This window comes from Peribacillus sp. NPDC055009, assembly GCF_053608705.1.
On the sequence record NZ_JBSGVZ010000025.1, the window covers coordinates 13,276 to 37,241 of the forward strand.

The 23,966-nt window shown below is 41.0% G+C and carries 34 protein-coding genes and 2 pseudogenes; all 36 read right to left on the reverse strand.

Going from position 1 to position 23,966, the window contains the following annotated elements; genetic code table 11:
* Positions 1-283 precede the first annotated feature (283 nt).
* On the reverse strand, positions 284-646 hold the full coding sequence (gene rplQ, locus ACWF5P_RS24355) for a 50S ribosomal protein L17 (protein ID WP_034304973.1): 363 nt from the start codon (positions 644-646) through the stop codon (positions 284-286).
* Positions 647-729: 83 nt separating this feature from the next.
* Positions 730-1,674 (reverse strand): annotated as a pseudogene (locus tag ACWF5P_RS24360) (DNA-directed RNA polymerase subunit alpha).
* Positions 1,675-1,851: 177 nt separating this feature from the next.
* Entirely contained in the window at positions 1,852-2,241 is a 390-nt protein-coding gene (gene rpsK / locus ACWF5P_RS24365) for a 30S ribosomal protein S11 (RefSeq protein WP_028390438.1), read from the reverse strand.
* A 22-nt stretch (positions 2,242-2,263) separates the two neighbouring features.
* Positions 2,264-2,629 carry a 30S ribosomal protein S13 gene (gene rpsM, locus ACWF5P_RS24370; protein WP_034304978.1) on the reverse strand — a complete coding sequence of 122 codons (366 nt, stop codon included), beginning with the start codon at positions 2,627-2,629 and terminating at the stop codon, positions 2,264-2,266.
* A 22-nt stretch (positions 2,630-2,651) separates the two neighbouring features.
* Positions 2,652-2,765, reverse strand: a complete 114-nt coding sequence (gene rpmJ, locus ACWF5P_RS24375; RefSeq protein WP_003156543.1) for a 50S ribosomal protein L36 — start codon at positions 2,763-2,765, stop codon at positions 2,652-2,654.
* 40 nt (positions 2,766-2,805) lie between these two features.
* Positions 2,806-3,024, reverse strand: a complete 219-nt coding sequence (gene infA, locus ACWF5P_RS24380; protein WP_028390440.1) for a translation initiation factor IF-1 — start codon at positions 3,022-3,024, stop codon at positions 2,806-2,808.
* A 42-nt stretch (positions 3,025-3,066) separates the two neighbouring features.
* A pseudogene (locus tag ACWF5P_RS24385) lies at positions 3,067-3,419 on the reverse strand (M24 family metallopeptidase); the annotation flags it as partial.
* Between the two features lie 170 nt (positions 3,420-3,589).
* A complete protein-coding gene (locus tag ACWF5P_RS24390; protein WP_101225874.1) occupies positions 3,590-4,243 on the reverse strand; it encodes an adenylate kinase in 654 nt (217 codons plus the stop codon).
* Between the two features lie 58 nt (positions 4,244-4,301).
* Positions 4,302-5,597 carry a preprotein translocase subunit SecY gene (secY, locus tag ACWF5P_RS24395; protein WP_034304981.1) on the reverse strand — a complete coding sequence of 432 codons (1,296 nt, stop codon included), beginning with the start codon at positions 5,595-5,597 and terminating at the stop codon, positions 4,302-4,304.
* Positions 5,597-6,037 (reverse strand): 50S ribosomal protein L15, encoded by a 441-nt coding sequence (gene rplO, locus ACWF5P_RS24400; protein WP_034304982.1) that lies wholly within the window; start codon positions 6,035-6,037, stop codon positions 5,597-5,599. Before rplO ends, secY begins: the two co-directional genes overlap by 1 nt.
* Positions 6,038-6,069: 32 nt before the next feature.
* On the reverse strand, positions 6,070-6,252 hold the full coding sequence (gene rpmD, locus ACWF5P_RS24405; protein ID WP_034304984.1) for a 50S ribosomal protein L30: 183 nt from the start codon (positions 6,250-6,252) through the stop codon (positions 6,070-6,072).
* 16 nt (positions 6,253-6,268) lie between these two features.
* Entirely contained in the window at positions 6,269-6,769 is a 501-nt protein-coding gene (rpsE, locus tag ACWF5P_RS24410; protein WP_034304987.1) for a 30S ribosomal protein S5, read from the reverse strand.
* A 22-nt stretch (positions 6,770-6,791) separates the two neighbouring features.
* Positions 6,792-7,154, reverse strand: a complete 363-nt coding sequence (gene rplR, locus ACWF5P_RS24415; protein ID WP_101225873.1) for a 50S ribosomal protein L18 — start codon at positions 7,152-7,154, stop codon at positions 6,792-6,794.
* Between the two features lie 32 nt (positions 7,155-7,186).
* The gene (rplF, locus tag ACWF5P_RS24420; RefSeq protein WP_137016892.1) at positions 7,187-7,723 is read right to left on the reverse strand and encodes a 50S ribosomal protein L6; all 537 of its coding nucleotides are present in this window, start codon (positions 7,721-7,723) and stop codon (positions 7,187-7,189) included.
* Between the two features lie 30 nt (positions 7,724-7,753).
* A complete protein-coding gene (rpsH, locus tag ACWF5P_RS24425) occupies positions 7,754-8,152 on the reverse strand; it encodes a 30S ribosomal protein S8 (RefSeq protein ID WP_034304995.1) in 399 nt (132 codons plus the stop codon).
* A gap of 30 nt (positions 8,153-8,182) precedes the next feature.
* Complete coding sequence (locus ACWF5P_RS24430; RefSeq protein ID WP_034304998.1) at positions 8,183-8,368, reverse strand: type Z 30S ribosomal protein S14; 186 nt, start codon at positions 8,366-8,368, stop codon at positions 8,183-8,185.
* Between the two features lie 25 nt (positions 8,369-8,393).
* On the reverse strand, positions 8,394-8,933 hold the full coding sequence (gene rplE, locus ACWF5P_RS24435; RefSeq protein WP_034305000.1) for a 50S ribosomal protein L5: 540 nt from the start codon (positions 8,931-8,933) through the stop codon (positions 8,394-8,396).
* A gap of 29 nt (positions 8,934-8,962) precedes the next feature.
* A complete protein-coding gene (rplX, locus tag ACWF5P_RS24440) occupies positions 8,963-9,274 on the reverse strand; it encodes a 50S ribosomal protein L24 (protein WP_034305002.1) in 312 nt (103 codons plus the stop codon).
* A 43-nt stretch (positions 9,275-9,317) separates the two neighbouring features.
* Positions 9,318-9,686 (reverse strand): 50S ribosomal protein L14, encoded by a 369-nt coding sequence (gene rplN, locus ACWF5P_RS24445; RefSeq protein WP_034305005.1) that lies wholly within the window; start codon positions 9,684-9,686, stop codon positions 9,318-9,320.
* Between the two features lie 41 nt (positions 9,687-9,727).
* On the reverse strand, positions 9,728-9,991 hold the full coding sequence (gene rpsQ, locus ACWF5P_RS24450) for a 30S ribosomal protein S17 (protein ID WP_048677887.1): 264 nt from the start codon (positions 9,989-9,991) through the stop codon (positions 9,728-9,730).
* An 18-nt stretch (positions 9,992-10,009) separates the two neighbouring features.
* A complete protein-coding gene (gene rpmC, locus ACWF5P_RS24455; protein ID WP_034305010.1) occupies positions 10,010-10,213 on the reverse strand; it encodes a 50S ribosomal protein L29 in 204 nt (67 codons plus the stop codon).
* Positions 10,203-10,637, reverse strand: a complete 435-nt coding sequence (rplP, locus tag ACWF5P_RS24460; protein WP_034305012.1) for a 50S ribosomal protein L16 — start codon at positions 10,635-10,637, stop codon at positions 10,203-10,205. Before rplP ends, rpmC begins: the two co-directional genes overlap by 11 nt.
* A gap of 1 nt (position 10,638) precedes the next feature.
* Positions 10,639-11,295: a 30S ribosomal protein S3 gene (gene rpsC / locus ACWF5P_RS24465; protein WP_034305014.1), complete on the reverse strand. Its 657-nt coding sequence runs from the start codon at positions 11,293-11,295 to the stop codon at positions 10,639-10,641.
* 3 nt (positions 11,296-11,298) lie between these two features.
* On the reverse strand, positions 11,299-11,640 hold the full coding sequence (gene rplV / locus ACWF5P_RS24470) for a 50S ribosomal protein L22 (RefSeq protein ID WP_034305017.1): 342 nt from the start codon (positions 11,638-11,640) through the stop codon (positions 11,299-11,301).
* 17 nt (positions 11,641-11,657) lie between these two features.
* Positions 11,658-11,936: a 30S ribosomal protein S19 gene (rpsS, locus tag ACWF5P_RS24475; protein ID WP_034305018.1), complete on the reverse strand. Its 279-nt coding sequence runs from the start codon at positions 11,934-11,936 to the stop codon at positions 11,658-11,660.
* A 60-nt stretch (positions 11,937-11,996) separates the two neighbouring features.
* Entirely contained in the window at positions 11,997-12,827 is an 831-nt protein-coding gene (gene rplB, locus ACWF5P_RS24480) for a 50S ribosomal protein L2 (RefSeq protein WP_034305021.1), read from the reverse strand.
* A gap of 26 nt (positions 12,828-12,853) precedes the next feature.
* The gene (rplW, locus tag ACWF5P_RS24485) at positions 12,854-13,138 is read right to left on the reverse strand and encodes a 50S ribosomal protein L23 (protein ID WP_034305023.1); all 285 of its coding nucleotides are present in this window, start codon (positions 13,136-13,138) and stop codon (positions 12,854-12,856) included.
* Positions 13,138-13,761, reverse strand: coding sequence for a 50S ribosomal protein L4 (rplD, locus tag ACWF5P_RS24490; protein ID WP_034305025.1), 624 nt, complete (start codon positions 13,759-13,761; stop codon positions 13,138-13,140). The genes rplW and rplD overlap by 1 nt, the downstream gene beginning before the upstream one ends.
* Before the next feature lie 25 nt (positions 13,762-13,786).
* Positions 13,787-14,416 (reverse strand): 50S ribosomal protein L3, encoded by a 630-nt coding sequence (rplC, locus tag ACWF5P_RS24495; RefSeq protein ID WP_034305028.1) that lies wholly within the window; start codon positions 14,414-14,416, stop codon positions 13,787-13,789.
* Between the two features lie 40 nt (positions 14,417-14,456).
* The gene (rpsJ, locus tag ACWF5P_RS24500) at positions 14,457-14,765 is read right to left on the reverse strand and encodes a 30S ribosomal protein S10 (protein ID WP_019244375.1); all 309 of its coding nucleotides are present in this window, start codon (positions 14,763-14,765) and stop codon (positions 14,457-14,459) included.
* Positions 14,766-15,183: 418 nt separating this feature from the next.
* Positions 15,184-16,371 (reverse strand): elongation factor Tu, encoded by a 1,188-nt coding sequence (gene tuf, locus ACWF5P_RS24505; protein ID WP_054398381.1) that lies wholly within the window; start codon positions 16,369-16,371, stop codon positions 15,184-15,186.
* 121 nt (positions 16,372-16,492) lie between these two features.
* Complete coding sequence (fusA, locus tag ACWF5P_RS24510; protein ID WP_101225871.1) at positions 16,493-18,571, reverse strand: elongation factor G; 2,079 nt, start codon at positions 18,569-18,571, stop codon at positions 16,493-16,495.
* Between the two features lie 44 nt (positions 18,572-18,615).
* Positions 18,616-19,086, reverse strand: coding sequence for a 30S ribosomal protein S7 (gene rpsG / locus ACWF5P_RS24515; protein ID WP_048677878.1), 471 nt, complete (start codon positions 19,084-19,086; stop codon positions 18,616-18,618).
* A 41-nt stretch (positions 19,087-19,127) separates the two neighbouring features.
* Positions 19,128-19,550, reverse strand: coding sequence for a 30S ribosomal protein S12 (rpsL, locus tag ACWF5P_RS24520; RefSeq protein ID WP_034305038.1), 423 nt, complete (start codon positions 19,548-19,550; stop codon positions 19,128-19,130).
* A gap of 104 nt (positions 19,551-19,654) precedes the next feature.
* Positions 19,655-19,903: a 50S ribosomal protein L7ae-like protein gene (locus tag ACWF5P_RS24525; RefSeq protein ID WP_034305040.1), complete on the reverse strand. Its 249-nt coding sequence runs from the start codon at positions 19,901-19,903 to the stop codon at positions 19,655-19,657.
* A gap of 294 nt (positions 19,904-20,197) precedes the next feature.
* Positions 20,198-23,797 carry a DNA-directed RNA polymerase subunit beta' gene (gene rpoC, locus ACWF5P_RS24530; RefSeq protein ID WP_101225870.1) on the reverse strand — a complete coding sequence of 1,200 codons (3,600 nt, stop codon included), beginning with the start codon at positions 23,795-23,797 and terminating at the stop codon, positions 20,198-20,200.
* Positions 23,798-23,966 lie beyond the last annotated feature (169 nt).

Here is a 23,966-nt window from a genome sequence, read left to right on the forward strand (position 1 = left end):
TATAAAAAAACGCTGCACCCCTTCCACCGAAAGAATTTTCGGTAAATTAAGAGCAGCTAATAGCGGGCCTGTTACGAAAAACAGGTTATCTTATAATCGCTTATCAAAAGCGGGAAGGGATGCTTGAGCTAGACGTGAAGGCTCCCTGCATGATACAGGTTCCGCCAGCCATCGTAACACTCAATGCGAATTTCTAAAGTACAGAATTTCTATTTAAAAAAAAGAAAAAGGGCATAGAACAAGTGAGTATATTCATTTGTCCCGCCCTTTTTCATCGTTGTTATTAAACTAATTCAATAACCACGACTGGTGCACCGTCACCGCGGCGTGGACCAACTTTCATGATACGAGTGTATCCACCTTGACGTTCTTCATAACGTGGAGCCACGTCACTGAATAGTTTTTGAAGGGCATCTGTGCCATTCTCAGCGTCAGCGATTTCGTTACGGATGAAAGATGCAGCTTGACGGCGTGCATGCAAGTCACCACGTTTACCAAGAGTGATCATTTTATCTACTACAGAACGTAATTCCTTTGCACGTGCTTCAGTAGTTTCAATGCGCTCATGGATAATAAGATCCGTAGCTAAATCACGAAGTAATGCTTTACGTTGTGCGCTAGTGCGTCCTAACTTTCTGTAACCCATTAGAGATTCCCTCCTTTGTTGAAGTTCTATATTGTGTGTCTATAACAAGGCTCACAACATAATGGATTGATTCCGCCATGTTATCAGTCGTCTTTACGAAGACCTAAGCCTAATTCTTCTAGTTTCGCTTTCACTTGTTCAAGTGATTTACGTCCTAGATTACGTACTTTCATCATATCTTCTTCCGTTTTATGAGCTAGCTCTTGAACGGTATTGATTCCAGCACGTTTCAAGCAGTTGTAAGAACGAACAGAAAGGTCTAATTCTTCGATCGTCATCTCAAGAACTTTTTCTTTTTGATCTTATTCTTTATCAACCATGATTTCAGCATTTTGAGCTTCATCGGTTAAACCAACAAAGATATTTAAATGCTCTGTTAAAATCTTAGCTCCAAGTGCTACCGCTTCTTGCGGACCAGTACTGCCATCAGTCCAAACATCGAACGTTAACTTGTCAAAGTTAGACAACTGTCCAACACGTGTATTTTCAACTTGGAAAGATACGCGTGAAACTGGAGTGTAAAGAGCATCGATTGGAATTACACCAATTGGCTGGTCTTCTCTCTTGTTTTGAACAGCAGGAGTGTAGCCGCGGCCGCGACGTGCAGATAAACGCATACGCATATGACCGTTTTTACCAATTGTAGCAATATATAAATCCGGATTAAGAATTTCTACATCACTATCATGAGTGATATCAGCAGCCGTGATGACTCCGTCACCTTGAACGTCAATTTCCAGCGTCTTCTCTTCATCAGAGTAAATCTTAAGAGCTAGTTTTTTCACATTAAGAATGATAGATGTTACATCTTCCACGACGCCTTCAATTGTTGAGAACTCATGTAGCACTCCATCAATTTGTATAGCTGTGACAGCAGCACCTGGGAGTGAGGATAAAAGGATACGACGTAAGGAGTTACCCAATGTAGTACCATACCCACGCTCTAGTGGCTCTACGACGAATTTACCGTATTTGGTATCGTCGTTGATTTCAACCGTTTCGATTTTTGGTTTTTCTATTTCGATCATCAATAAACCCTCCTTCAAAACGTCAAAACCCCGGCAAGTAAACGAATTCACTTAAACCGAAATTCCCCATGTATACGTTCCCGCTGTGCGCAACAACTGAAAATTAATCCTCTGTAAGAACGCAAACTCAGTATTATATCCCATTATTGACAGGAATACAAAATCTATACAGAAAAATTAAACACGGCGACGTTTTGGTGGACGGCATCCGTTATGTGGAACTGGAGTTACATCTTTAATTGCAGTTACTTCTAGGCCAGCAGCTTGAAGTGCACGAATAGCAGCCTCACGTCCAGCACCAGGTCCTTTAACTGTAACTTCAAGAGTTTTCATACCATGTTCAATTGATGTTTTAGCAGCTGTTTCAGCAGCCATTTGTGCAGCGAACGGAGTGGATTTACGAGATCCACGGAATCCTAGAGCTCCAGCACTTGACCAAGAAATAGCATTACCATGAGAGTCAGTGATCGTAACGATAGTGTTATTGAATGTTGAACGAATATGTGCAATACCAGTTTCTATATTCTTTTTCACACGACGTTTACGTGTATTAGTTTTACGTGCCATGAAAAGTAACCTCCTTTACTAATTATTTTTTCTTGTTAGCTACAGTACGACGAGGTCCTTTACGCGTACGAGCATTGTTTTTTGTATTTTGACCGCGGACAGGAAGACCACGACGGTGACGTAAACCACGGTAAGAACCGATTTCCATTAAACGTTTGATGTTTAGGGAGATTTCACGACGAAGGTCGCCTTCTACTTTAAGCTTGTCAATGATATCACGAATTTTGTTCAATTCGTCTTCCGTTAAGTCACGAACGCGAGTTTCTTCAGAAACGCCTGCTTCTGCAAGAATCTTGATCGCTGTTTGTTTTCCAATACCATATATATATGTTAATGAGATAACAATACGTTTGTCACGGGGAATATCTACTCCAGCAATACGTGCCATGCTTGAGTGCACCTCCTTCTATTTAGCCTTGTTTTTGTTTATGTTTAGGGTTTTCGCAAATAACCATAACTTTACCTTTTCTGCGGATAACTTTACACTTTTCGCAGATTGGTTTGACTGATGGTCTGACTTTCATTGCTATCTAACCTCCTTATACAGATCGGAGCGAAACCGGATTATTTGAACCGGTATGTGATTCTGCCGCGAGTTAGATCATACGGGGAAAGCTCAACCGTAACTTTATCTCCAGGCAAAATGCGAATAAAGTGCATACGAATTTTACCGGATACATGAGCTAAAACAGTATGACCATTTTCTAATTCTACCTTAAACATTGCATTTGGCAAAGTCTCTTGTACTGTGCCTTCTACTTCAATTACATCATCTTTCGCCATTAAAGTGATTCTCCCTTCTCTATGCGTGAACCTATTAAAGGTACACATCTTTCCGTCAACATTACTACAGTCCAATCATCCTCATAAGTCTTACAATTCTGCATCAAGTATTCACCATTTTGTAGAACCAGGCTTTAACTGAGGACCTTTATCAGTTGGACCGAAATGAGGATTTTATGGGTCCTCATGTAAGTCTTGACCGATTCCGTGACCGACATACTCTCGAAATAGAGAAGCAATTAGTCTCGACATAGGTTTGAATAGCATGGGAGATGTTTGAAAGGCGCACGCCTGACATAGCTTCTTTCAACCCTCTATATCACGACTCTTTAGGAATCCCAATAGAGTCACTGCATTTCTTCATCAATTTTGCCGACCGGATATGTCCATGAAGATCACTTAAAAAGTAATCGCCCAATTCAGGGAATACCAAGTACAAGAACCTGATTAATAAATGTGCGAATGCTCTCGCGAAATCCATTATACCCTTTGTATTATAGGAATGCACCAAGTTTAACTAGTAAGTTAGAAAAATGGTATGAATTTCATAAATCAATACGAATGATTAATTTTGTAAAGCACCAAGCAACACATCGATATCTTCAAATACCTTATTAATATCTTGCTGTCCGTTAATGTTCACCAAGTATCCTTTATCTCCGTAGAAATCAAGAAGTGGCTTGGTTTGTTTCAAATTCACATCTAAGCGATTTTGAACCGTTTCTGCATTATCGTCGGCACGTTGATATAATTCTCCGCCGCAACGGTCGCATACATCATCTTTAGCAGGAGGATTGAATACAAGATGGTATGTCGAACCACAAGATTTGCAAATACGACGTCCTGTCAATCTTTCCATTAAGATGCTTTTATCAACATCGATATTAATGACAAAATTCATTTTGCGATCTAAATCAGTAAGAATGCCCTCAAGTGCTTCTGCCTGTGCCACAGTACGTGGAAATCCATCAAGCAAAAATCCTTTGAGACAGTCTTCCTTGCTTAACCGTTCGCGTACGATGCCAATGGTAACTTCATCAGGTACCAATTCGCCTTTGTCCATGAATGATTTCGCCTTTAGACCTAATTCTGTTCCATCTTTGATAGCTGTTCGGAACATATCTCCAGTAGAGATATGAGGGATATTATATTTTTCTACGATTTGTTCAGCTTGAGTGCCCTTACCAGCACCCGGCAGACCCATTAACACTAGATTCAATTTTCTTCCCCCTCAAACTCTATAATGGGTAAAGGGAACAAGCCGTTCCCAAAACTCATTACTTTATAAAGCCTTTATAGTGTCTCTTCACAAGTTGTGATTCCAGCTGCTTCATCGTATCAAGGGCAACCCCCACTACGATCAGCAAACTGGTTCCACCAATCTGTGCAGATTGAGGAAGATCAGCAAGCTTAATGAAAAATACCGGTAAAACGGCAATGATGGCTAAAAATATAGAGCCTACAAACGTCAGACGGTATAAAACACGTGTTAAATATTCTTGTGTACTCTTACCTGGACGAATCCCCGGCACATAGCCACCTTGCTTTTTCAAATTCTCAGCCATTTGTTCAGGGTTAACCTGAATGAATGCATAAAAATACGCAAAAGCAATGATAAGAGCAACATATATGATCATACCAATTGGCTTGGTGTAATCAAGATTTGTTGATATCCAACTAGTCACGCTGTTCTTTCCAAAGAAAGAAGCGATTGTAGTGGGAGTAATGATAAATGCCATTGCAAAGATTACCGGAATAACCCCCGCAGCATTTACTTTCAATGGTAAATGAGTAGACTGGCCACCCATTTGTGTACGACCTACCGCAGCACGTTTCGCATACTGAATAGGAATTTTACGTAATGCCTGCTGAATGAAGATAACAGCAACCACGATTGCTAATACTGCTAAAACAATGAGGATAATCGTTATGATTCGTAAGAATAATTGATCACCGGCATTTTCAAATTGTTGGGCGTAAATCTGATTTGCCGTAGTTGGCAAACTAGCTACGATACCAGCAAAGATAATGATGGAGATCCCATTACCCACACCCTTAGCAGTGATCAGCTCCCCTAACCACAGAAGAAAAGCTGTTCCTGCCGTTAAGACAGTCGCAATAAGCAAGTATGTTGCAATTCCAGGATTTTCAATCAACTGTCCACCTGACATATTATTGAACCCATAAGACATACCAACTGCTTGGATAAATCCTAGGATAATAGTGAAGTAACGAGTGAATTGTGCTAATTTACGGCGCCCTGCTTCCCCTTGTTTAGACCATTCAGTGAACTTAGGAACAACATCCATCTGTAACAGCTGAACGATGATGGATGCCGTGATGTAAGGCATGATACCCATCGCTAAAATCGAAAAGTTTTGCAGTGCTCCGCCGCCAAAGGTATTTAAAAGACCTATGACGCTCAGCTGGTCCTGTTCAGCGAGAAAATCGGCATTCACATGCGGTACAGGTATAAATGTACCGATGCGATAGACGATTAACATTAGAAGGGTAAAAATAATCTTATTCCTTATTTCACCCACGCGCATAAAATTGGAGATCGTGCGAAACATTAGATCACCTCTGTATTACCGCCAGCAGCTTCGATAGCTTCTTTAGCAGTAGACGAGAATTTGTGAGCTTTAACAGTAAGCTTTTTCTCAATGCTTCCTTTGGCAAGAATTTTGATTCCTGCTTTTTCTTTACTTACAACCCCAGTCTCAAGTAAAAGAGCTGGTGTTACTTCAGTACCGTCTTCGAAAAGATTTAACGTATCAAGATTCACGATAGCATAGTCTTTACGGTTGATGTTGGTAAATCCACGTTTAGGTAAACGTCTGAATAGAGGAGTTTGACCCCCTTCAAATCCAAGACGCACACCGCCGCCGGAGCGAGCGTTTTGTCCTTTGTGTCCTTTACCTGCTGTTTTACCGTTACCAGATCCAATACCGCGACCTTTACGTTTACGTTCTTTACGAGAACCTTCTGCAGCTTTTAACTCATGAAGTTTCATGTTGGCACCTCCTTGTTAAGTTAAAAATTATTTTATTGTTCTTTTACAGTAACAAGATGAGCAACTTTGGTAATCATACCGCGAATCGCAGGGTTATCTTCTTGAACAACCGTTTGATGCATTTTGCGTAAACCCAAAGTGTTAACTGTAACACGTTGATCTTCAGGACGACCAATCAAGCTGCGAGTGAGGGTGATTTCTAATTTATTAGCCATAATTCGATTTCCCTCCTTATCCTAACAGTTCTTGTACTGATTTTCCACGTAACTTAGCTACGTCTTCAGCACGTTTCAATTGCTTCAATCCTTCAATTGTTGCGCGAACCATATTAATAGGTGTATTAGTACCTAGTGATTTAGACAAGATATCGCTAACTCCGCCTAATTCAAGTACCGCACGAACAGGACCACCAGCAATTACTCCTGTACCTTCAGAAGCTGGTTTCAATAGAATGTGACCTGCGCCATAGCGACCGTTCACAAGGTGAGGAATAGTAGTACCAACCATCGGTACAGTAATTAGATTTTTCTTAGCATCCTCAATAGCTTTACGGATAGCATCCGGAACTTCTTGAGCTTTACCAGTACCAAATCCAACATGACCATTTTTATCACCAACTACAACTAGTGCAGTGAAACGGAAACGACGTCCGCCTTTAACAACTTTAGCTACACGATTAACTGTAACTACGCGTTCTTCAAGTTCTAATTTATTAGGATCAATGCTACGCATCTGTTATGTCCCTCCTTATCCATTAAAATTCTAAGCCGTTTTCACGAGCAGCGTCAGCCAATGCTTTTACACGACCATGGAAGAGGTAACCACCGCGGTCAAATACCACAGCTTTGAAACCTTTTTCAACAGCACGTTTCGCAATAAGTTCGCCAACTTTTTGAGCTGCTTCAGCATTGCTACCTGCTTCGATATTGATCTCTTTATCAAGAGTTGAAGCACTTGCCAATGTTACGCCTTTTGCATCGTCAATTAATTGTGCGTAAATGTGTTTGTTTGAACGAAACACATTTAAACGAGGACGAGCTTCTGTTCCAGAAAGCTTAGCACGTACACGCGCATGTCTTTTCTGACGAGTAGCATTTTTATCAAGCTTCGTAATCATTTACGTCACTCCTTTCGTTTACTTATGCGGCATTACTTACCAGTTTTACCTTCTTTACGACGAACGAATTCGCCTTCGTAACGGATACCTTTACCTTTATACGGCTCAGGCGGGCGAACATCACGGATATTAGCTGCTAGAGCTCCTACACGTTCTTTGCTTGCACCTTTTACGATTACTTTTGTATTAGAAGGAACTTCGACTTCAACGCCAGCTTCTGGCTCTATTTCTACAGGGTGGGAATATCCTACGTTAAGGACAAGCTTGTTACCTTGCTTTTGTGCACGGTACCCAACCCCAATAAGTTCAAGTGATTTTACGAAACCTGTTGATACACCTTCAACCATGTTAGAGATAAGTGCGCGAGTAGTACCGTGTAAAGAACGGTGAGTCTTCTCGTCAGACGGACGTGTAACAGTTAACACGTTCTCTTCAACAACGATTGAAAGGTCAGGACTGAACGATCTAGTTAATTCACCTTTAGGACCTTTAACAGTTACTTCACTTCCAGTAACAGTAACTGTTACGCCTGCAGGGATTTCAATAGGTTTTTTACCTATACGAGACATAATGTGCACCTCCATTCTTGTGAAAATGTATTACCAAACGTATGCTAAAACTTCTCCGCCAACTTGTTTAGAGCGAGCTTCCTTGTCTGTTAAAACTCCGTGAGAAGTAGAAACAATTGCGATACCTAAACCGTTAAGAACGCGTGGTACCTCTCCAGTTTTTGCATATACACGCAAACCAGGTTTGCTGATACGTTTTAGACCAGTGATAACACGTTCGTTGTTTGCACCGTATTTTAAGAAGATACGGATGATACCTTGTTTGTTGTCTTCGATTAATTCAAAGTCACGTACGAAGCCTTCACTTTTTAAGATCTCAGCAATTTCCTTTTTGATCTTTGAAGCAGGAACTTCCAGTTTTTCGTGACGAACCATATTCGCATTACGGATGCGAGTAAGCATATCTGCAATAGGATCTGTCATGACCATTATATTTTACCTCCTTCCCAAACTCGGGTTTTACCAGCTAGCTTTTTTAACGCCAGGAATTTGTCCTTTATATGCAAGTTCGCGGAAACAAATACGACAAAGTTTAAATTTACGTAGTACTGAATGTGGACGTCCGCAACGTTCGCAACGTGTATATTCTTGTACTTTAAACTTCTGTTCGCGTTTTTGCTTTACGATCATAGACTTTTTAGCCACGATTTCGCCTCCCTTTATTTAGAGATTACTTTTGGAACGGCATTCCAACTTGAGTAAGTAGTTCACGAGCTTCTTCGTCAGTGTTGGCAGTCGTTACGATAACGATGTCCATACCACGAACTTTGCTCACTTTATCGTAATCAATCTCAGGGAAGATAAGTTGTTCTTTAACGCCTAATGTATAGTTCCCACGTCCGTCAAAGGATTTCTTTGAAACGCCGCGGAAATCACGTACACGCGGTAAAGATACAGATACTAGCTTATCAAGGAATTGATACATACGCTCTCCACGTAATGTAACTTTCGCTCCGATAGGCATACCTTCACGCAAACGGAAACCTGCGATTGATTTTTTTGCTTTTGTTATAACTGGTTTTTGACCAGTTATCAATGTAAGTTCTTCAACAGCTGTATCTAAAGCTTTCGAGTTAGAAACTGCGTCACCCACACCCATGTTAATAACGATTTTCTCAATGTTTGGTACTTGCATTACTGATTGATAGTTGAATTTACCCATCAATGACGGTGTAATTTCACTTCTGAATTTTTCTTTAAGGCGGCTCATTGCTTAGTGTACCTCCCTTCATTTATGACTTATTTATCTAAAGATTCACCTGATATTTTAGCTACGCGTACTTTTTTACCATTTTCGATCTTATATCCAACACGAGTCGGTTTACCTGATTTAGGATCAAGTGGCATTACATTGGATACGTGAATAGCAGCTTCTTTGCTTATAATTCCACCTTGTGGATTAAGTTGAGATGGCTTGGAATGCTTTTTCACGATGTTAATTCCTTCAACAAGCACACGATTTTGTTTCGGATATGCAGAAAGAATTGTTCCTTGTTTGCCTTTGTCCTTACCAGAGATGACTACGACTTTGTCACCTTTTTTAACATGCATTAGCTTGGCACCTCCTTGAAAGGCTTTATACAAATTTTACATATTATAGAACTTCTGGAGCAAGAGAAACGATTTTCATGAAACTATTGTCACGTAATTCACGAGCAACAGGTCCAAAAATACGCGTTCCACGTGGGCTCTTATCGTCACGGATAATTACACATGCGTTTTCATCGAAACGAATGTAAGAACCGTCAGGACGACGCATACCACGTTTTGTACGGACAACAACAGCCTTAACGACTTCACCTTTTTTAACAACGCCTCCTGGTGTTGCCTGTTTGACTGTACAAACGATGATATCACCGATGTTTGCAGTTTTACGGCCAGAACCACCTAGGACTTTAATTGTTAGCACTTCACGAGCACCAGAATTGTCAGCGACTTTTAAACGAGATTCTTGTTGAATCATGTACGGTACCTCCCTTCGGAATTAGCTTAATCCGAACTATATTAAATGATTACTGCTTTTTCTACTACTTCTACAAGACGGAAGCGTTTTGTAGCTGAAAGTGGACGAGTTTCCATGATACGTACTACGTCGCCTGCTTTAGCTTCGTTTAGCTCGTCATGAGCTTTAAACTTTTTAGAGTATTTCACGCGTTTACCGTATAAAGAATGCTTTTTATAGGTTTCTACAACAACTGTAACTGTTTTATCCATTTTGTCGGATACTACGCGTCCAGTGTAGATTTTGCGTTGGTTGCGTTCGCTCATTCTGCAAACCTCCATTCATTATCGATTAGTGACACCGATCTCTCTTTGACGAACAACTGTTTTCATACGAGCAATCGATTTGCGAACTTCACGGATGCGAGCTGTATTTTCAAGTTGTCCAGTAGCTAACTGGAAACGAAGATTAAATAGTTCTTCTTTAAGAGATTTTAGTTTTTGTTCAATTTCAGCAGTGGTTAGATCTTTGATTTCATTAGCTTTCATTTGTTTCACCACCAATTTCCTCTCTTTTTACAAACTTGCATTTGATTGGAAGTTTGTGTGCTGCAAGGCGCAATGCTTCTCTTGCCACCTCTTCAGATACACCAGAGATTTCAAACATAACTTTGCCCGGTTTAACTACTGCTACCCAACCTTCAGGAGCACCTTTACCGGAACCCATCCGTACTTCAAGCGGCTTAGCTGTGTAAGGTTTGCTTGGGAAGATTTTGATCCAAACTTTCCCTCCACGTTTCATATAACGAGTCATCGCAATACGAGCTGCTTCGATTTGACGGTTCGTGATCCAGGAAGCTTCTTGAGCTTGAAGTCCAAATTCTCCGAAATGAACTTCAGTGCCGCCTTTAGCCATCCCTCTCATCTTACCGCGGTGTTCACGACGGTATTTTACGCGTTTTGGCAATAACATATTATTTTCCTCCTTCCTCAGATTTCTTCTTAGTAGGAAGAACTTCTCCACGGTAGATCCAAACTTTCACGCCTAGCTTACCGTAAGTAGTATCTGCTTCAGCATGAGCATAATCTATGTCTGCACGAAGTGTGTGAAGTGGAACTGTTCCTTCGCTGTAATGTTCAGCACGAGCAATATCAGCACCGCCAAGACGACCAGAAACTTGTGTTTTGATTCCTTTTGCTCCAGAACGCATAGTACGTTGGATAGCTTGCTTTTGAGCGCGACGGAATGAAACACGGTTTTCTAATTGACGAGCGATGTTTTCTGCAACCAATTTTGCATCAAGATCTGCTCTTTTAATTTCGATGATATTGATATGAACTCTTTTGCCAGTCAACTGGTTCAAAGCTTTACGAAGTGCTTCGACCTCAGTACCGCCTTTACCGATAACCATTCCTGGTTTAGCAGTGTGGACAGATACATTGATACGGTTAGCTGCACGCTCGATTTCAACTTTTGAAACAGAAGCATCATTTAGACGTTTCGCGATATATTCACGAACTTTGATGTCTTCATGCAAAAGAACTGCGTAGTCTTTATCAGCGTACCATTTGGATTCCCAGTCACGGATTATCCCGATACGCATACCGATTGGATTTACCTTTTGACCCACAGATTACCCCTCCTTCTTTTCTGATACAACGATTGTAATATGACTAGTACGTTTGTTAATTGCACTCGCACGACCTTGAGCGCGAGGACGGAAACGTTTTAATGTTGGTCCTTCGTTAACGTATGCCTCTGAAACGACTAGGTTATTAATATCCATTTCGTAGTTATGTTCTGCATTTGCGATAGCAGATTTCAGAATTTTTTCTACGACTGGAGAAGCAGATTTTGGTGTTAAGCGAAGAATCGCTACTGCTTCACCTACTTGTTTTCCTCGAATTAAATCTGCGACTAAACGCACTTTACGAGGAGCAATACGAACTGTTTTAGCGACAGCTTTAGCTTGCATGAGATGCCCTCCTCTCATTAACGTCTTGTTTTCTTGTCATCACTTGCGTGACCTTTATAAGTGCGTGTAGGCGCGAATTCGCCTAGTTTGTGACCTACCATATCTTCTGTTACATAAACCGGCACATGCTTACGACCGTCATAAACGGCGATTGTGTGTCCGATGAATTGCGGGAAGATTGTTGAGCGACGAGACCAAGTTTTTACTACCTGTTTCTTGTCAGCTTCATTTAATTTTTCAACTTTTACCAATAAATGATCATCAACAAAAGGCCCTTTTTTTAAGCTACGACCCATGCGAGTACCTCCCTTCGTGACTGTTCTACGGTTCTATATATGAACCGTAGCTCAATCCCGTTATTTTTTACGACGACGTACGATAAATTTATCGGATTTGTTTTTCTTCTTACGAGTTTTGAATCCAAGAGTAGGTTTACCCCATGGAGACATTGGTGATTTACGTCCGATTGGCGCTTTACCTTCACCACCACCGTGTGGGTGATCATTCGGGTTCATTACAGATCCACGAACTGTTGGGCGTTTACCTAACCAACGGTTACGGCCAGCTTTACCAATGTTGATAAGTTCATGTTGTTCATTACCAACTTGACCGATTGAAGCACGGCAAGTAGCAAGAATCATACGAACCTCACCTGAGTTTAAACGTACAAGTACATAACGACCTTCTTTACCAAGTACTTGAGCAGATGTTCCTGCTGAACGGACTAATTGTCCACCTTTTCCTGGTTTAAGTTCGATGTTATGAATTACTGTACCAACTGGGATGTTAATAAGAGGAAGTGCGTTACCCACTTTGATGTCAGCTTCTGGACCTGACATAACTTCCAAACCTACTTCTAGGTTTTTCGGAGCTAGGATATAACGTTTTTCTCCATCAACGTAATTAATTAATGCAATGTTTGCAGAACGATTTGGATCGTACTCAATAGTAGCAACGCGTCCTGGTATACCATCTTTATTCCGTTTGAAATCGATGATACGGTATTGACGCTTGTGGCCGCCACCTTGATGACGAACTGTTAACTTACCTTGGTTATTACGGCCGCCTTTGCTGTGTAAAGGAGCAAGTAATGATTTTTCCGGTTTGTCTGTAGTGATCTCAGCAAAATCGGAAGTTGTCATATTACGTCGACCGTTAGAGGTAGGTTTATACTTCTTAATCGCCATTTGTATTTCCCTCCTTCTCTAATGAATTAAGCCTCGAATAGCTCGATTTCTTTGCTGTCAGCAGTTAATTTAACAATAGCTTTACGGCGCTTGTTAGTATAGCCTGCATGTTTGCCCATGCGTTTGAATTTACCTTTGTAGTTCATGATGTTTACTTTCTCAACTTTAACGCCGAAAATTTCTTGAACAGCATCTTTAACTTGAGTTTTATTAGCTCTAACATCAACTTCAAAAGTATATTTCTTTTCAGCCATTATGTCTGAAGAGCGTTCAGTGATTACGGGGCGCTTAATGATATCGCGTGCATCCATTATGCAAGCACCTCCTCTACTTTTTCGACAGCTGATTTAGTCAAGATCAATTTGTTGTGTGAAACAACATCAAGAACATTAAGACCATCAGCTTCAACTACAGTAACACCAGGGATGTTACGTGCAGAAAGAGCAACTTTCTCATCTAAACCGTCAGTAACTACCAACGTTTTAGTATCAACAGAAAGGTTTTTAAGTACAGCTACAAACTCTTTTGTTTTTGGAGCTTCGAAAGACAAGCTTTCAAGTACCAAAATGTTCTCTTCCAATGCCTTTGCAGACAATGCAGATTTAATAGCTAAACGACGTACCTTTTTAGGTAGCTTGTAAGCGTAAGATCTTGGAGTTGGTCCAAAAACAACGCCACCGCCACGCCATTGTGGAGAACGGATAGAACCTTGACGCGCACGTCCAGTTCCTTTTTGTTTCCAAGGTTTACGTCCACCGCCTGCAACTTCAGAACGGTTTTTAACTTTATGAGTTCCTTGACGTAAGGAAGCTCGTTGCATGATGATTGCTTCAAATAATACGTGATTATTAGGTTCGATACCAAAGATGGATTCATTTAGTTCGATGTCGCCAACTTGTGAACCTGTTTGGTTGAACAATGTAACTTTTGGCATTCTATTGCTCCTCCTTTCTCAGAAATTACTTTGCTTTAACAGCAGTTTTAACTTTGATCAATGCTTTTCTAGCACCAGGTACATTACCTTTGATCAATAGTAGGTTACGTTCAACATCAACTTTAACGATAGCTAAGTTTTGAACAGTGATTTGCTCTCCACCCATACGTCCTGGTAAAAGTTTACCTTTGAATACGCGGTTTGGAGCTACAGGACCCATTGAACCTGGGCGACGGTGGTAACGAGAACCATGAGACATAGGTCCGCGAGATTGTCCATGACGCTTGATAGAGCCTTGGAATCCTTTACCTTTTGAAATTCCTGATACATCTACTAAATCGCCTTCAGCGAAAATACTTACATTGACTTCTTGACCGATCTCATATTCAGTAAGATCCGTTCCGCGGAATTCGCGAATGAAGCGCTTAGGAGTAGTATTTGCTTTTTCAACATGGCCCTTTTCAGGTTTGTTAGAAAGCTTTTCACGTTTGTTTTCAAAACCAACTTGAACTGCTTCATAGCCATCAGTTTCAACAGTTTTCTTTTGAAGAACCACGTTATTAGCAGCTTCGATAACTGTTACCGGAATAAGTTCACCGTTTTCAGCAAAAACTTGAGTCATACCGATTTTTCTTCCTAAGATTCCTTTGGTCATAAGTCACACCTCCTAGAGTAATTGTTCATATTTATATGAATTATAATTTGATTTCAATGTCAACGCCTGATGGTAAATCTAAACGCATCAATGAATCAACTGTTTGTGGAGTTGGATTAACGATGTCGATTAGACGTTTATGCGTACGCATTTCGAATTGTTCACGAGAATCTTTGTATTTATGAACCGCACGTAGGATCGTATATACCGATCTTTCAGTAGGTAATGGAATTGGACCAGATACAGCCGCACCAGAACGTTTTGCAGTTTCAACAATTTTCTCAGCAGATTGATCAAGAATTCTGTGATCATATGCTTTTAAACGGATACGAATTTTTTGTTTTGCCATAATTTTCCCTCCTTTTCGCCTATTTTGAAATAGACCTTCTCAATGGAAATTTCCCACACACTCGCCATGGCAAAGCGGCCGGGTGTGTCAGCAACCTTCCATATCATCGCAGTCAAAGACCAACATTGTCTATTATACATAAAACACAAGCTGAATGCAAGTTAAACTTGAATATTTCTTGTGCAGCACACTTTTATTATTATACATACTATCACAAGTATTTACAAGTACATTCTATGAGGTCTTTCATATCCATTTTCTTCAATTCAATAATCCTCATGATACCCATTAAATACACTTCATTATTTACAGGTATTATAGAAGAAAGATTCAATATTAATAAGAAAAAAAAGAAGCAGATGGCGTCCCATCTGCTTCTCCCGGAAGGCGTCCCTTCCAATATTGTTTTATGAATCAATTATTCTTGGATTGTAGCAACTACGCCAGCGCCTACAGTACGTCCACCCTCACGGATAGAGAATTTAGTACCTTCTTCGATAGCGATTGGAGCGATAAGTTCTACAGTCATTTCGATGTTGTCTCCAGGCATAACCATTTCTACGCCTTCAGGAAGGTTACAAATACCAGTTACGTCAGTTGTACGGAAGTAGAACTGAGGACGGTAGTTTGTAAAGAATGGAGTGTGACGTCCACCTTCTTCTTTAGAAAGAACATAAACTTCAGCTTTGAACTTTGTGTGTGGAGTGATTGTGCTTGGTTTAGCAAGAACTTGTCCACGTTGGATATCTTCACGGGATACACCACGAAGAAGTGCACCGATGTTGTCACCAGCTTCAGCATAGTCAAGAAGTTTACGGAACATTTCAACACCAGTTACAGTTGTTGGTTTAGACTCTTCGTTGAAACCGATGATGTCAACAACGTCACCGACTTTAACTTGTCCACGCTCAACACGACCAGTAGCAACTGTTCCACGACCAGTGATTGAGAATACATCCTCAACTGGCATCATGAATGGTTTGTCAGTGTCACGAGTTGGTTCTGGGATGTACTCGTCAACAGCTGTCATTAATTCATGGATTTTTTCTTCCCAAGCAGCTTCTCCTTGAAGAGCTTTTAAAGCAGATCCTTTGATAACTGGAATGTCATCGCCAGGGAATTCGTATTCAGATAAAAGATCACGGATTTCCATTTCTACTAATTCAAGAAGTTCTTCGTCATCTACCATGTCGCATTTGTTCATGAATACTACTAGGTATGGTACACCAACTTGACGAGAAAGAAGGATGTGCTCACGAGTTTGTGGCATTGGGCCATCAGCAGCAGATACTACTAGGATTCCGCCGTCCATTTGTGCAGCACCAGTGATCATGTTTTTAACATAGTCAGCATGTCCTGGGCAGTCAACGTGTGCATAGTGACGAGTAGCTGTTTCATACTCAACGTGTGCAGTAGAGATTGTGATACCACGTTCTCTTTCTTCTGGAGCACCATCGATTTGGTCATAAGCGCGAGCTTCTGCGCCACCAGATTTAGCAAGTACAGTTGTGATTGCAGCAGTTAGAGTTGTTTTACCATGGTCAACGTGACCAATTGTTCCAACGTTAACGTGCGGTTTTGAACGATCAAATTTAGCTTTTCCCATTAGGAATTCCTCCTTAAAATTATAAATAAAAGATTAAGTATATAGGGGCTGTGAAAGAAGACTAATTCTTCCATCACAGCTTACATAAGATAGTTATACTTTAATAAGAGATGAAAATCAATTATTCACCTTTATTTTTTTTGATGATTTCTTCAGAAATGCTCTTAGGTACTTCTTCATAATGATCGAAGTGCATAGAGAATGTTCCGCGTCCTTGAGTGTTAGAACGTAAAGATGTAGCATATCCGAACATTTCAGATAGAGGAACCATCGCTTTAACCATTTGCGTGTTACCGCGAGCTTCCATACCTTCTACACGACCACGACGAGATGTGATATCTCCCATGATGTCGCCTAGGTAATCTTCTGGAATAACTACTTCTACTTTCATGATTGGTTCAAGGATGACAGGACTACATTTAGATGCTGCATTTTTAAGTGCCATAGATGCAGCGATTTTAAATGCCATTTCATTGGAGTCAACGTCATGGTAAGATCCGTCAAATAATTTTGCTTTGATGTCGACTAGCGGGTAACCAGCAAGTACACCACGGTCAAGTGAATCAACTAATCCAGCTTGTACAGCAGGGATATATTCACGTGGTACTACACCACCGACGATAGCATTTTCAAATTCGAATCCTTTACCTTCTTCGTTTGGACCGAATTCGATCCATACGTGTCCGAATTGTCCACGACCACCAGATTGGCGAACGAATTTACCTTCAACTTTAGCTGAACCACGGAAAGTTTCACGGTATGCTACTTGAGGAGCACCAACGTTTGCTTCCACTTTGAATTCGCGACGCATACGGTCAACAAGGATGTCCAAGTGAAGTTCACCCATACCAGCGATGATTGTTTGACCAGTTTCTTGGTCAGTATGCGCACGGAATGTTGGATCTTCATCTTGAAGCTTTTGTAAAGCTTGAGACATTTTGTCTTGGTCTGCTTTTGATTTCGGTTCAACTGATAGTGAGATAACTGGCTCTGGGAATACCATGGACTCAAGAATTACTTGATTCTTGTCATCACATAGAGTATCTCCAGTTGTAGTATCTTTCAATCCAACAGCAGCTGCGATATCTCCTGCATATACAGTTGAGATTTCTTCACGGCTGTTTGCGTGCATTTGAAGGATACGTCCAATACGTTCACGTTTTCCTTTAGTTGAGTTGATTACATATGATCCTGATTCTAATGTACCTGAGTACACACGGAAGAATGTAAGTTTACCAACGTAAGGGTCAGTCATAACTTTAAACGCTAAAGCAGAGAACGGTTCAGAATCGTCTGAATGACGTTCCACTTCTTCTTCTGAATCCGGTAATGTACCTTTGATAGCTGGTACATCCAATGGAGATGGAAGGAAGTCGATAACGTTATCAAGCATTAATTGAACACCTTTGTTTTTGAAAGCTGATCCGCAAATAACAGGGAAGAATTCAACATTAACGGTTGCTGTACGAATAGCTGCTTTTAATTCAGCAATGCTGATTTCTTCGCCGCCAAGGTATTTTTCCATTAAGTCTTCATTAACTTCCGCTACTGCTTCAATTAGCTTTTCACGGTATTCTTCAGCTAATTCCCGGTGTTCTTCAGGAATTTCACCGATAGTGATGTCAGTTCCTAGGTCATTACCATAGAAATGAGTTTTCATTTCAATAAGGTCAATGATTGCAGAGAATTGATCCTCTGCTCCGATTGGTAACTGAACTGGGTGAGCGTTAGCTTGTAAACGATCGTGGATTGTTCCAACTGAATACAAGAAATCTGCACCGATTTTGTCCATTTTGTTTACGAATACGACACGTGGTACACCGTAAGTTGTAGCTTGGCGCCAAACTGTTTCAGTTTGAGGCTCAACACCTGATTGGGCATCAAGTACAGCTACAGCTCCATCAAGTACGCGCAAAGAACGTTCAACTTCAACTGTGAAGTCTACGTGTCCTGGTGTATCGATGATGTTTACACGGTGACCTTTCCACTGTGCAGTTGTTGCAGCGGAAGTGATCGTGATTCCGCGTTCTTGTTCCTGTTCCATCCAGTCCATTTGTGATGCACCTTCGTGCGTTTCACCAATTTTATGGATTTTACCAGTGTAATATAGAACACGTTCTGTTGTTGTCGTTTTACCAGCATCGATGTGAGCCATGATACCGATATTACGAGTGTTTGCTAAGGAGAACTCTCTTGCCATTTGTCTTTCTCCTTCCTTCTATAAGGATTTTATAGTGATTAATCTTACCAGCGATAATGCGCGAAAGCTTTGTTGGCTTCAGCCATTTTGTGTGTATCTTCACGTTTCTTAACTGCTGCTCCAGTATTGTTTGCAGCATCCATGATTTCATAAGCTAAACGCTCTTCCATCGTTTTTTCTCCACGAAGGCGAGAGTAGTTTACTAACCAACGAAGTCCTAGAGTCGATTTGCGATCTGGACGCACCTCAACTGGTACTTGGTAGTTAGCTCCACCCACACGGCGTGCTTTTACTTCTAGTACAGGCATGATGTTTTTAAGTGCTTGATCGAAAACTTCGATCGGCTCATTGCCAGTACGTTCTTTGATTAAATCAAATGCAGAGTAAAGAATTTTTTGTGATTTACCTCTTTGTCCATCAACCATTAATTTGTTGATTAAGCGAGTCACAAGTTTTGAATTATATATTGGATCTGGTAATACGTCTCTTTTCGTTACAGGTCCTTTACGAGGCATTGTATTTCCTCCTTTCAAGAAAGTTCAATTTTTGTTTAAGATTATTTTTTTGCTGCTTTCGGACGCTTAGTACCGTATTTAGAACGGCCTTGCATACGATTGTTAACTCCAGCTGTATCAAGAGCACCACGTACGATATGGTAACGTACCCCTGGTAAATCTTTTACACGACCGCCACGGATAAGAACCACGCTGTGTTCTTGTAGGTTGTGACCGATACCTGGGATATAAGCTGTTACCTCGATACCGTTTGTTAAACGTACACGCGCATATTTACGTAACGCGGAGTTTGGTTTTTTCGGTGTCATAGTACCCACACGAGTGCAAACACCACGTTTTTGCGGAGATGATACGTTAGTTTGTGCTTTTTTAAAGCTGTTGTAGCCTTTGTTAAGTGCTGGAGATTTTGAATTAACCTCTTTAGACTCGCGTCCTTTACGCACTAATTGATTAATAGTAGGCATTACATTTTTCCTCCCTTCACGTTTTCATTTCTAGTACCACACATCCAGGTGGTTCATAAATGGGTAAAAACAAAGTCTTTGCAAATACATTTGCAAAAACATCTTTACTTTTTGATGGCAACAGTTGCTGCTCCGACATCAATACCACATGCTTTGCCAAGCATTCTCATCGAATCAACATATGTGATAGGAACATCCAATTCTTTGGCAGTCTCAACGACACGCCCAGTCAAGTATATATCTGCATCATCAGCGATGATAACTTCTTGAATTAAATTGTTTTTAAGAGCTCTAACTGCTTGCTTCGTCCCTATAATCACTGACTTTGCCTGTATTACTTTTTCATAAGACATGGTCCATATCCTCCAAAGTTACAGGGTAACATAGGAGCACCTTTGCTATAGTATCATTATTAGTCGGATACTGTCAACTTCTTTCAAAAAAATAATTCAAGCAAAAGGTTTTCCTTACAAAATTCTATTAAGATTATCAATTTGCCTAAACGGAATATATCAAATTCTCATAGTGCCTTTCAGCCGGTCATGAGTAATAAGAGAGACCAGCTCAATAACCTTCTGATCCATCAGCTCCTATAGGAAACAGGAGCGCGGTTTTCAGTTTAAATTATTGAGCTGGTCCTTTTCCCTTTAATCCACTGTTACTGCATCAGCATTTTCGTCTCCAACAACGACAGGGTTTGCTTTTCTGTATCTAAGCATTCCCGTTCCTGCAGGGACAAGTTTACCGATGATGACATTTTCTTTAAGTCCAAGCAATTCATCACGTTTTCCTTTTATTGCTGCATCAGTCAAGACCCTAGTTGTTTCTTGGAATGACGCGGCGGACAAGAAGGAATCCGTTTCTAGAGATGCTTTTGTGATACCTAGCAATACAGGGCGGCCTGTTGCTGGTAATTTATTGGTCAGCAATGCATCAGTGTTTGCAGTAGTGAACTGGTTAACATCCAATAATGTTCCTGGAAGCACTTCAGTTTCTCCTGCATCAAGCACACGGACTTTACGCATCATTTGTCTAACCATTACCTCGATATGTTTATCTCCGATTTCAACACCTTGCATCCGGTATACTTTTTGAACTTCATGAAGCAGGTATTCCTGAACAGTAAGCACGTCTGTAACCTTCAGCAATTCTTTCGGATCGATGGAACCCTCTGTCAACTCTTCACCACGACGGACAGGTGTATCAACAGTTACTCTTAGACGCGCTGTGTACGGCGCAGTATACGTGCGTGATTCAACAGCACCCTGAACGACGATTTCCTGTTGTTTATCGCGAATTTCATTGATCGAAACAATCGTTCCTTCAATTTCAGAAATGACAGCTTGACCTTTAGGATTTCTCGCTTCAAATATTTCTTGGATACGAGGAAGACCTTGAGTGATATCGTCCCCGGCAACCCCACCTGTATGGAATGTACGCATCGTCAACTGTGTACCAGGTTCTCCGATGGATTGAGCGGCAATAATACCGACTGCTTCGCCCACTTCAACTTCTTGACCGGTAGCCAAGTTGCGTCCATAACATTTTTTACATACACCATGGCTGGTGTTACATGTAAAGGCAGAACGGATCCATGCTGTTTCAATTCCAAGTGATTCAATATAATTAGCAAGATCTTCAGTAATAAGATCGTTTTCAGCCACGATTACTTCATTTGTTTCTGGATGTCTGATCGCTTTTCTTGCATAACGGCCCACTAGGCGCTCTTCAAGATGCTCGATTATTTCAGTACCTTCTCTTAAGGCTGAAATTTTCAAGCCGCGGTCCGTTCCACAATCGTCATCACGGATGATGACATCTTGGGCAACGTCAACAAGTCGACGCGTAAGGTAACCGGAATCGGCTGTTTTAAGGGCTGTATCGGCAAGACCTTTACGCGCACCATGTGTAGAGATGAAGTACTCCAACACTGTTAAACCTTCACGGAAACTTGATTTGATCGGTAATTCAATGATTCGTCCAGCCGGGTTGGCCATCAAACCACGCATACCCGCAAGCTGCGTAAAGTTGGAAGCATTACCACGGGCACCGGAGTCACTCATCATGAAGATCGGGTTGCGTCGGTCCAGTGAGTCCATAAGTTTGGACTGGATGGTATCCTTGGCAGCACTCCAGATGGAAATGACGCGATCATAACGCTCATCCTCTGTAATTAGACCACGTCTGAACTGTTTCAAGACGTTATCCACTTTGGTTTGAGCCTCAGTAATGATTTCTTGTTTTTCTTTTAAAACGACAATATCAGCCACACCAACGGTAATACCGGCTTTTGTCGAATATTTGAATCCAAGATCTTTCATCCGGTCAAGCATTTTGGATGTTTCGGTAATTTTAAAGCGTTTAAAGACTTCTGCGATGATATTTCCAAGAATTTTTTTCTTGAAAGGATCGATAGCAGGTTGAGCCTTAATCAATTCAGGGATATTAGCGCCTTTTTCCACAAAATATTTCTCTGGAGTTTTGGTTTCCAAATTATATCGTGTCGGCTCGTTAATATACGGGAATGATTTTGGTAAAATTTCATTGAAGATCAATTTACCGACAGTGGTAATAAGCAGCTGGCGGTTTTGTTCTTCAGTGAATGTTTCATTATTCAGTGATGATGCATGTACGGCACAACGGGAATGTAAGTGTACATATCCGTTTTGGTATGCAAGCAATGCTTCACTTGTATCTTTAAAGATCATACCTTCGCCGATAGCGCCTTCTCTTTCCAATGTTAAGTAATAGTTACCTAATACCATATCTTGAGAAGGTGTAACGACAGGTTTACCATCTTTAGGGTTCAAAATGTTCTGTGCTGCAAGCATAAGCATGCGAGCTTCGGCTTGGGCTTCAGAAGATAGAGGAACGTGGACCGCCATTTGGTCACCGTCAAAGTCAGCGTTGTAAGCTGTACATACGAGCGGATGCAAACGAATTGCGCGACCTTCAACCAACGTTGGTTCAAACGCCTGGATACCAAGTCTATGAAGAGTCGGTGCACGGTTCAATAGTACTGGGTGTTCTCTAATAACTTCTTCAAGCACATCCCATATTTCAGGAGATAAACGTTCAATTTTGCGCTTAGCGGATTTGATGTTATGCGCTAGGCCTCTTTGAACAAGCTCCTTCATAACGAATGGTTTGAATAATTCAATCGCCATTTCTTTAGGAAGACCACATTGGTACATCTTTAAGTTTGGTCCTACTACGATAACGGAACGGCCAGAGTAATCAACACGTTTACCAAGAAGGTTTTGACGGAAACGACCTTGTTTACCTTTTAACATGTGAGATAAAGATTTTAACGGACGGTTACCAGGTCCAGTTACCGGACGGCCGCGACGGCCATTATCGATAAGAGCATCGACAGCTTCTTGCAGCATACGCTTCTCATTTTGAACGATAATGCTTGGTGCTCCAAGATCCAGTAATCTTTTCAAACGATTATTACGGTTGATAACACGGCGATATAAATCATTTAGATCAGATGTGGCAAAACGTCCTCCATCAAGTTGAACCATAGGACGAAGTTCCGGTGGAATGACCGGAAGCACGTCAAGGATCATCCATGAAGGCTCATTTCCGGAGTTACGGAATGCTTCAAGCACTTCCAAGCGTTTGATTGCACGGGTTCTGCGTTGTCCTTGAGCTGTTTTAAGCTCCTCTTTCAACGACTCTACTTCCTTTTCCGTATCAATATCTTGTAAAAGTTTTTTAATAGCTTCCGCACCCATGGCAGCTTGGAATTTCTTACCGTATTTTTCACGGTATGTACGATATTCTTTTTCAGAAAGAAGCTGTTTCTTTTCTAAAGTTGTATCGCCCGTTTCAGTTACGACGTAAGATGCAAAGTAAATAACTTCTTCCAAAGCCCGTGGAGACATGTCAAGTACAAGTCCCATACGGCTAGGAATTCCTTTAAAATACCATATGTGTGAAACTGGAGCTGCCAGCTCAATATGACCCATACGCTCACGACGCACCTTAGCACGAGTGACTTCAACGCCACAACGGTCACAGACTACGCCTTTATAACGAACACGTTTATATTTTCCGCAATGACATTCCCAGTCCTTTTGAGGTCCAAAAATTCTCTCACAGAATAAACCGTCTTTTTCTGGCTTTAGCGTACGATAGTTGATTGTTTCTGGTTTTTTAACTTCTCCATGTGACCAAGAACGAATCTTGTCTGGTGAAGCAAGACCAATTTTCATATACTCAAAATTATTAACGTCTAACAAGGGGCCTACCTCCCTTTTAATCTCCAGGTTTAACCCTTGATTGCCGTCAAATATCAGGCAATCTTACACCGGATGATGGTTGATTGAATCAATAAGGCTCTAACAAGGCAGCATGATCTTCAAATGAACATCTTGCTGCCAGTCAGAGCGGGTGATATATAACTAGATA